The organism is Myroides injenensis M09-0166 (assembly GCF_000246945.1).
Classification (GTDB): domain Bacteria; phylum Bacteroidota; class Bacteroidia; order Flavobacteriales; family Flavobacteriaceae; genus Flavobacterium; species Flavobacterium injenense.
Window position 1 is genome coordinate 1 of sequence record NZ_BAEX01000115.1, and the last position, 9,292, is coordinate 9,292.

6 protein-coding genes are annotated in these 9,292 nt (G+C 33.4%); 1 reads left to right on the forward strand and 5 read right to left on the reverse strand.

The window, feature by feature from the left end:
- Positions 1-96: 96 nt before the first annotated feature.
- Positions 97-1,266 carry a purine nucleoside transporter PunC gene (gene punC, locus RH98_RS14035; RefSeq protein WP_010256320.1) on the forward strand — a complete coding sequence of 390 codons (1,170 nt, stop codon included), beginning with the start codon at positions 97-99 and terminating at the stop codon, positions 1,264-1,266.
- A gap of 63 nt (positions 1,267-1,329) precedes the next feature.
- Here the strand turns inward: punC and capB are convergent, their stop codons facing one another.
- The 5 genes from capB to RH98_RS14060 all read right to left on the reverse strand — a co-directional run bounded on the left by capB (position 1,330) and on the right by RH98_RS14060 (position 9,062).
- Positions 1,330-2,589 (reverse strand): cysteate-C-fatty acyltransferase, encoded by a 1,260-nt coding sequence (gene capB / locus RH98_RS14040; RefSeq protein ID WP_010256323.1) that lies wholly within the window; start codon positions 2,587-2,589, stop codon positions 1,330-1,332.
- Between the two features lie 224 nt (positions 2,590-2,813).
- A complete protein-coding gene (locus tag RH98_RS14045; RefSeq protein ID WP_010256326.1) occupies positions 2,814-5,219 on the reverse strand; it encodes an alpha-ketoacid dehydrogenase subunit alpha/beta in 2,406 nt (801 codons plus the stop codon).
- A gap of 226 nt (positions 5,220-5,445) precedes the next feature.
- Positions 5,446-6,081: a nitroreductase family protein gene (locus RH98_RS14050; RefSeq protein WP_010256329.1), complete on the reverse strand. Its 636-nt coding sequence runs from the start codon at positions 6,079-6,081 to the stop codon at positions 5,446-5,448.
- 11 nt (positions 6,082-6,092) lie between these two features.
- Complete coding sequence (locus RH98_RS14055; protein WP_010256331.1) at positions 6,093-7,049, reverse strand: phosphoribosylaminoimidazolesuccinocarboxamide synthase; 957 nt, start codon at positions 7,047-7,049, stop codon at positions 6,093-6,095.
- A gap of 27 nt (positions 7,050-7,076) precedes the next feature.
- Positions 7,077-9,062, reverse strand: coding sequence for an alpha-ketoacid dehydrogenase subunit alpha/beta (locus tag RH98_RS14060; protein ID WP_026038918.1), 1,986 nt, complete (start codon positions 9,060-9,062; stop codon positions 7,077-7,079).
- Positions 9,063-9,292: the final 230 nt, after the last annotated feature.

The following is a 9,292-nucleotide window of genomic DNA, read 5'->3' on the forward strand; positions in this document are numbered from 1 at the left end:
AGTAATAGTAATTCTTATTGCAAGTTAATATTAGCTATCTCTCCATCTAATTAGAAGATAACAATTACTTTTGCCCCCTTAAATTAAAAAGTAATTATGCCAAATCAAAAAAAGAATAGTTTTCTATTTCTTGTTTACTTAGCAGGTCTAAGTATTATTGGGTTCCTTGCCACAGATATGTACCTACCTGCATTCGACAAAATGCGTATAGATCTGGATACTACCAAAAGTAATATTAGTGCTAGTTTAAGTTTATTCTTGGGAGGATATGCGATAGGGCAGCTCTTATGGGGACCAATCTCAGATAAAATGGGAAAATCAAAAGCCATCTTAATTGGTTTAACTATTTTCACCTTATCCTCAATAGGGATTTATTTTTCAAATTCAGTAATTGTACTATTGATATTAAGATTAGTACAAGCTATTGGAGTTTGTGCTGCAGCAGTTAGCTGGCAAGCTCTCGTAATAGAAAAATATCCAAAAGAAGAAACAACTAAAGTTTTTGCTTCGATCATGCCACTAGTTGCATTATCGCCAGCCTTAGCGCCTTTATTAGGTGTATATCTATTAAATCATTTTGGTTGGAAATCTATTTTTATTACTCTAGCCATTATAGCTATAATACTTATTGCTTATACCCTAACATTAAAAGGCAATAAAGTAGCAAATGATCAACAAGAACAAGCTGAAACAAAAAGTTATTTATCTTTATTAAAATCTAGAAAATACTTAGGAAACGTTACTATATATGCTGTGTGTTCAGGTGCTTTTTTCGCTTGGTTAACTGGTTCGCCATTCTTCTTAAAAGAATTGGGATATAATGAAAGCGAAATAGGTTTTAGCTTTGTTCCACAAACAATTGCCTTTTTAGTAGGAGGATACGGATATAGATATCTTTCAAACAAAATAGAAAGCAATAAGATATTACCTTATTTTATTATTTTGTATAGTCTATCTGTAACAAGTATATTACTTCTATCAGTATTAACTACTCCCACATTAACAACTCTTTTAATACCTTTTTGTCTTATGGCACTATCAAATGGTGCATGTTATCCTATTGTTGTCTCAGAAGCCCTAAAATGCTTCCCAAATAACTCTGGAAAAGCTGCTGCTATGCAAAACACATTACAATTAGGAGTATGTTTTCTTACGAGCGCAATCGTATCTCTTTTTACCACTGATGCTTTATTAACTACTTCAATAGTAATGGCAGGTACTATTCCACTAATGTATTTAGGATATAAACTAGCTATTAAAAAGTAAAAAAATATAGACATAAAAAAAGGAACTAATATAGTTCCTTTTTTTATGCTTAATTATCTTGACTTAAGATACATCTACTGTTGTTTCCTCAGCGATTCTCTTATAAGTTCCGTTTTCTAATTTCTCACGAATTGCTTCATAAGCAGCTAAAGTCTCAGCGATATCTTCCTTAGTATGAGTAGCAGTTGGGATCATACGCAATAAGATAATTCCTTTTGGAATAACTGGATAAACTACAATAGATAAGAAAATATTATAGTTCTCACGTAAATCATTAACCATTACCATAGCTTCTGGAATACTCCCTTTTAAATATACAGGAGTAACACAAGTATTTGTATCACCGATATCAAAACCTCTTTCCTTTAACCCATTTTGAAGTAAGTTTACATTCTCCCATAATTTATTTTTAAGATCTGGGTTAGAACGCAATAAATCTAAACGTTTTAAAGCTCCTTTAGTAAAAATCATAGGAAGCGATTTAGCGAACATTTGAGAACGTAAGTTGTATTTCAAATAATCAATAATATCCTTATCTGCTGCTACAAACGCACCAATAGACGCCATTGATTTAGCAAATGTAGAGAAATATACATCAATACCATCTTGACATCCTTGCTCCTCACCTGCTCCAGCACCAGTAGCTCCAAGAGTACCGAAACCGTGTGCATCATCAACTAATAAACGGAAATTATACTTATCTTTTAAAGCAACAATTTCTTTAAGTTTACCTTGTTGACCACGCATACCAAAAACACCTTCAGTAATTACTAGAATACCTCCTCCAGTAGTTTCTGCCATTTTAGTAGCTCTCTCTAAGTTCTTCTCTAAGCTTTCTATATCATTATGCTTATACGTAAATCTCTTACCCATATGAAGACGAACTCCATCTATAATACATGCATGAGAATCTACGTCATAAACAATAACATCATTCTTTGTTACTAAAGCATCTATAATAGATAACATCCCTTGGTAACCAAAATTCAATAAATAAGCAGCTTCTTTTTTAACAAAAGCAGCTAATTCATCTTGTAACTGTTCATGCATTGTTGTGTGACCTGACATCATACGTGCACCCATTGGATATGCTGCTCCGTACTCTGCTGCTGCCTCTGCATCTACTTTTCTAACTTCTGGATGATTTGATAACCCTAAATAGTCATTAATACTCCAGTTAATCACTTCTTTTCCATGAAACATCATACGATTTGACAAAGGTCCTTCTAGCTTAGGAAAAACATAATATCCTTCTGCTTGCGATGCCCATTTCCCTAATGGTCCTTTATTTTTCTGTATTCTGTCAAATAAATCGTTTACCATAATATATCTATGTTTAAAAAAACAATTGCAAAATTAATGATATTTTATATGCTTTCATAATAATTAGAAAACAATTTAAATATAAAAACCACTTAATATGCTAATAAAAAATTACTTTTAAGCATAATCTACATTCTAAAAATGCGATTATAATTCGCTGTTTATCATCTATTTTATAAAAATAAAAAAACCTTTCTAAACGAAAGGTTTTTTATAATAATTAATTAATACAAGCTTGGGTAAGTTGTTGGATTTACTTCATGCATTATATCATATACTTTTTCAAATACATCTTCAGAAGAAGGTTTTGAGAAATAATCACCATCTGTACCATAAGCTGGTCGATGTGCTTTAGATGTTAGCGTTTGTGGTTCACTATCTAAATAACGATATCCTCCTTGCTCTTCTAAAACTTTTTGTAAAATATAAGCTGAAGCTCCTCCTGGAACATCCTCGTCAATTACTAAGAGTCGATTTGTTTTTTGTAAGCTTTTTACAATATCATGACTAATATCAAATGGCAATAAAGATTGAGCATCAATAATTTCAACATCTATACCTATCTCTAATAGCTCTTTTGCAGCCTGTTCAATAATTCTTAAAGTAGAACCATAAGATACAATAGTAAGATCTTTACCTTCTTTTATAGTTTCCACTACTCCTAGTGGAGTTCTAATCTCAGCTAAGTTATCAGGCATCTTTTCTTTAAGACGGTAACCATTCAGACATTCAATTAATAATGCTGGTTCATCACCTTCAAGTAAAGTATTGTAAAATCCTGCTGCCTTTGTCATATTACGAGGTACTAAAACATGCATTCCTCTAATCGCATTAATAATCATACCCATTGGTGAACCTGAGTGCCAAATCCCTTCTAATCTATGTCCACGAGTTCTAACAATCAATGGTGCTTTTTGACGACCAACAGTTCTATATTGTAATGTTGCTAAGTCATCACTCATTATTTGAATAGCATACAATAGGTAATCAAGATATTGAATCTCTGCAATAGGTCTTAAACCTCTCATTGCCATACCTATCCCTTGTCCTAATATAGTTGCTTCACGAATACCTGTATCAGAAACTCTGTTTACTCCATGTTTCTCTTGAAGCCCTTCTAAACCTTGATTAACGTCACCAATATTTCCAGAGTCTTCTCCAAATATCATAACATTATCATGATTTCCTAAAATAGTATCAAAGTTTTCACGCAATATTAAACGAGCATCTACTTCTTCTGAAGTATCACTATAGACTGGTAAAACTTCTTTTAATTTACTACTTGTAATATCAGATTCTGACATTAAGTGAGAACTATATTTTGGTTGTATCTTATCAAAATAACTTTTAATAAAATCAACTAATACATTTTTAGCTGGCTCGTTAATAACCATACGTAAAGCTTTTCTCGCAACAGTAATTACATCTTTGCGAATTGGCTCTTTTATCGTCATTAAATCATTTGCAAACTTCTCTAAGAAGACTTTATTTGGACTTGAAACAGCAACTGCATTTAATACACTTACTAATTCATTTCTTTCTGCAATAATTGGATCTACATAAGCTTTCCATGCTGCTTTTTTACCGTCAAGCACTTCTTTCTTCAATTGTTTATCTAACTCATCTAATTCTTCAGCCGTAGCAATATTAGATTCGATAATCCAATTTCTCATTTTTAATACACAGTCAAACTCACTTTCCCACTCTAAGCGTTCTTTACTTTTGTAACGTTCGTGAGAACCTGATGTAGAGTGCCCTTGTGGTTGTGTAAGTTCCTGAACGTGAATCAATACAGGCACATGTTCTTCCCTAGCTATAGAAGAGGCTTTATTATAAGCTTCTATTAAAGCAGGATAGTCCCATCCTTTTACACGAATTATTTCATATCCGTTGCCATTTTCATCTCTTTGAAATCCTTTTAAGATTTCAGAAATACTCTCTTTTGTAGTTTGGTATTTTGCGTGAACAGAAATTCCATATTGGTCATCCCATACACTCATTACCATTGGCACTTGCAATACTCCAGCAGCATTAATTGTTTCAAAAAACAATCCTTCTGATGTAGAAGCATTACCAATAGTTCCCCATGCTACTTCATTTCCATTTACTGAAAAGTTATTTTCTTTATCAGCTTCAGGAAACTCTCTATAATATTTTGATGCTTGTGCTAATCCTAATAATCTAGGCATTTGCCCAGCAGTAGGAGAAATATCTGCACTTGAATTCTTTTGATCAGTTAATTTCTTCCAGTTACCTTTCTCATCCAAACTATGTGTAGCGAAGTGCCCACCCATTTGACGTCCTCCAGACATTGGATCATGTTCTATATTGGCATCTCCAAATAATCCTGCAAAAAATTGTTCTATTGTCAATTGACCGATAGCCATCATAAAAGTTTGGTCACGGTAATATCCTGATCGGAAATCTCCATTCTGAAATGCTTTAGCTAAAGCTAACTGTGGCACTTCTTTACCATCACCAAAAATTCCAAACTTAGCTTTACCTGTTAGTACCTCACGTCTACCAAGTAAACTACATTCTCTACTAGTTTTAGCTATCTTATAATCCTGAATTACCTCCTTCTTGAAATCTTCAAAAGAAAGAGCCTTATTGTTTTCATTTTGACTCATTGTAAAACGTACTAATTTACTGGTTACGAATATAAAGTTTTCTGCCTAAAAAAGCTAATATAGAATACTTCTTTATTAAGAATAAATACACCATGATAATATATTATTACAAGCTTTTGTTACAAAAAATTACACATAATATAATTTCATCTTAAAATAAAACTTATCATTAGATAATATGCAATATTCTAAAACAACAAAACGACCTCCATAGAGGTCGTTTTGTTTATTCAATTATCGTCAATAATGATTCTAATTCAAAGCGTACTTTCTTCATTGGAGCGAGCCAATCATTTGCATGATCTCGTTCACCTAAAGCTAAAATTGTCACACTTTTTAATCCTTTCTTCTCTAAGCCTAACGCTTCATCCATTTGATCATTAAAAAAACCTTCCATTGGCGATGAATCAATGCGCATTTCAGCTGCTGCTGCGATCGCAATACCAAATGCAATATAAGCTTGTCTTGCTGCATGATTAAACTGTTGCTCTTTAGATAATTTACCAAAACTTGCTTTTACACTCGTCTTGTAATCATTCATCGTTCCTAATGGCAACTCGCGTATTGCTTCCATATGATTAAAGACGCGATCAATGCGTTCTTCAGTGTAACTATCCCAAGCAGCAAATACCAACAAATGAGAACACTCTGCTACTTGTGGTTGATTCATAGCAATAGGTACCAGTTTTTCCTTTAACTCTTGATTCTTAATTAGAATCATCTCAAAAGGCTGTAATCCATTTGCAGTAGGCGCCATACGAGCTGCCTCTATAATGTGCATTACCTTTTCATCTTCTAACTTAACCTCTTTATTGTATCGCTTTGTGGCATATCTCCACTTTAAATTATTTAATAATTCCATAGTCTAATACTTTAATTATTTTTAGCTAGATAAGCTAAAACATTACTTTCTATTCTTTCATTAATATTAGATACATCAGCTTTTACAAACGGTTCTCCTATTATTTTTTCATACAATTCTATATATCTTTCAGTTACTGAGTTTATGTATTCGTCAGACATTTCAGGCACACTTTGCCCCTCTTTTCCTTGAAAACCTTGACCTATTAGCCATTGTCTTACAAATTCTTTAGATAATTGCTTTTGTGCTTCTCCCTTTTCTTGACGTTCTTCATATCCATCAGCATAAAAATATCTTGAAGAATCTGGCGTATGAATTTCGTCAATTAATACAATCTTACCCTCTTTCGTTTTACCAAATTCATATTTAGTATCTACAAGAATCAAACCTCTTTCAGCAGCAATCTCACTACCTTTCTTATATAAAGTTCTAGTATATTGCTCAAGAACTAAATAATCTTCTTCACTCACTATACCCTTTGAGATAATCTCTTCTCTTGAAATATCTTCATCGTGTAGACCTAACTCTTCTTTTGTAGAAGGAGTAATAATGGGTTGTGGCAACTGATCGTTTTCTTTTAATCCCTCAGGTAAAGTTACCCCACAAAGAATTCGTTTTCCAGCATTGTATTCTCTAGCTGCATGCCCTGCCAAATATCCTCTTATTACCATCTCTACTTTAAATGGCTCACATACTAAACCCACTGCAACATTAGGATCAGGTGTCGCCACTAACCAATTTGGTACTATATCAGCAGTCATTTCCATGAACTTAGTTGCAATTTGATTAAGTATTTGTCCTTTATAAGGTATTCCTTTAGGCATTATCACATCAAATGCAGATAATCTATCTGTAGCTATCATTACTAATAAGTCATTATTAATAGTATAGACTTCTCTTACTTTTCCGTGATAAACAGACTTTTGGTTAGGAAACGAAAAGTTTGTTTTTGTGATTGTATTACTCATATATAATAGTTGTGTAGTTCTTTCTTTTTAATACGCCATTAATTCTAATAGCGCTTTCTCAAACCTACCTTTAGGCAGATATTGCTCTTCTAAAGCTTGCACAAATGGGATTGGTGTTTCTAAACTAGCTACTCTTTTTACAGGCGCATCTAGATACTGAAAACAATCCTCCATAATCATTGCTGATATATCACTTGCAACTCCTCCAAACATGGAGTCCTCTTGCAAAATTATAACTTTATTCGTTTTCTTTACAGAATTATATATAGTTTCTGTATCTAAAGGTTGTAATGTTCGCAAATCTATTAAGTCTGCCTTGATATCTTGATACATGTCTAATACTTCTAATGCCCAGTGTACACCTGCCCCAAAAGAAATTATTGTAACATCATCTCCTTCTCTTACTAGAGCTGCTTGTCCAAAAGGTAAGGTATAATAACCTTTAGGTACATCTTGATAAATACTGCGATATAAAAGTTTATGTTCAAAGAAAACAACAGGATTAGAATCACATATTGCTGTATTCATTAATCCTTTAGCATCATATGGAAAAGCAGGATAAACCACCTTCAAGCCTGGCGTTTTAGTAAACCATGCTTCGTTAGTTTGTGAATGAAATGGACCAGCTTGAGTTCCTCCACCACATGGCATTCTTATGACTACATCAGCTTTTTCATTCCATCTGTAGTGAATTTTTGCCAAATAGTTAACGATAGGATTGAAGCCTGTGGAAACAAAATCTCCAAACTGCATCTCCATAATTGCCTTTCCTCCATTAATCGAATATCCCATAGCGGCAGAGACAATTGCACTCTCACAAATAGGTGTATTTCGAATACGCTCTTTTCCGAATTTATCTACAAAACCTTCTGTAACTTTAAAAGCCCCTCCATATTCTGCAATATCCTGCCCCATTATTACTAATTCTGGATATTTGTCAAAGGATTCCTCTAGAGCTTGACTGATAGCATCAATAAAACGTATATTCTCCGTTTCTTTATTTGGCTTACTGTCTTCATATACAAAAGGTGCATATACATCTCCTATCTCTTCTTCTAAGTTAGGCACAATAGATTCTTCATCTTGAACTGTTTTCCAATCCCTGTTAATCTCATCCTTAAAAAGTTCGCGGATTTCTTGATCTAACTTTTCTGTCAACACACCTTCTTTTAATAAGAATTGACGGTAATTCTCCACTGGATCTTTTCGTTCCCACTCCTCCATTAATTCTTGTGGCACATATTTAGTTCCACTTGCTTCTTCATGTCCTCGTCTTCGAAAAGTCAAAAATTCAATTAATACAGGGCGTGGATTTTCTCGCATTGATTGTGCAATCTCACTGATATTAGAATATACTTCAAGAACATTATTCCCGTCAATAATATGACTTTCCATGCCATATCCTTTTGCTCGATCAGCTAAATGCTTACAGCGGTATTGTTCATTAGTAGGGGTAGATAGTCCATAACCATTGTTTTCAATAACGAATAATACTGGCAAGTCCCACACAGAAGCAACATTAAGTGCTTCATGAAAATCCCCTTCAGAGGTACCCCCTTCTCCAGTAAATACAGCAGTAATCTTTTTCTCTTTTCGCAATTTATGAGCTAAGGCTATTCCATCTGCGACTCCTAATTGTGGTCCTAAATGAGATATCATACCTACAATATGATATTCTTGAGTGCCAAAGTGAAAGGAGCGTTCCCTTCCTTTTGTAAATCCATTTGCTTTTCCTTGCCATTGAGAAAACAAGCGATGTAAAGGAATATCTCTAGAAGTAAATACTCCTAAATTTCGATGCATCGGTAAGACATACTCATCTTCTTCTAGAGCTGCTACTACTCCTACTGAAATAGCCTCTTGTCCAATTCCAGAAAACCACTTTGTTACTTTTCCTTGACGAATTAAGATAAGCATCTTTTCCTCCACCATCCGTGGTTTTAATAATCTCTTGTACAAATCAAGTAGAGTCTGATCTGTTAGTTTTTTTCGGTTATAGTTTATTTGTTTCATAGTTGGTTATAAAGCAACTAAAATAAACATATTTGCGAACCAAAAAAATAGATAATTCGCTATACGAGTATTTTTTCACTAAATACAAACTAACTTATCTAACATAAAAATAATTAAGAAAAAATGAACCACCCCAACGCAGAGCCCTGAAGAAATCTTTTGATAATATAAATATTCGAAACTCTTTAAATCATTTGCTTTAATAAAGTAAGTAACCCGATACTACGTGT

Excerpts from the sequence above, each read along its gene's own strand:
- punC (WP_010256320.1), top strand. The coding sequence starts at position 97 with ATGCCAAATCAAAAAAAGAATAGTTTTCTATTTCTTGTTTACTTAGCA.
- capB (WP_010256323.1), bottom strand. The coding sequence starts at position 2,589 with ATGGTAAACGATTTATTTGACAGAATACAGAAAAATAAAGGACCATTA.
- RH98_RS14045 (WP_010256326.1), bottom strand. The coding sequence starts at position 5,219 with ATGAGTCAAAATGAAAACAATAAGGCTCTTTCTTTTGAAGATTTCAAG.
- RH98_RS14050 (WP_010256329.1), bottom strand. The coding sequence starts at position 6,081 with ATGGAATTATTAAATAATTTAAAGTGGAGATATGCCACAAAGCGATAC.
- RH98_RS14055 (WP_010256331.1), bottom strand. The coding sequence starts at position 7,049 with ATGAGTAATACAATCACAAAAACAAACTTTTCGTTTCCTAACCAAAAG.
- RH98_RS14060 (WP_026038918.1), bottom strand. The coding sequence starts at position 9,062 with ATGAAACAAATAAACTATAACCGAAAAAAACTAACAGATCAGACTCTA.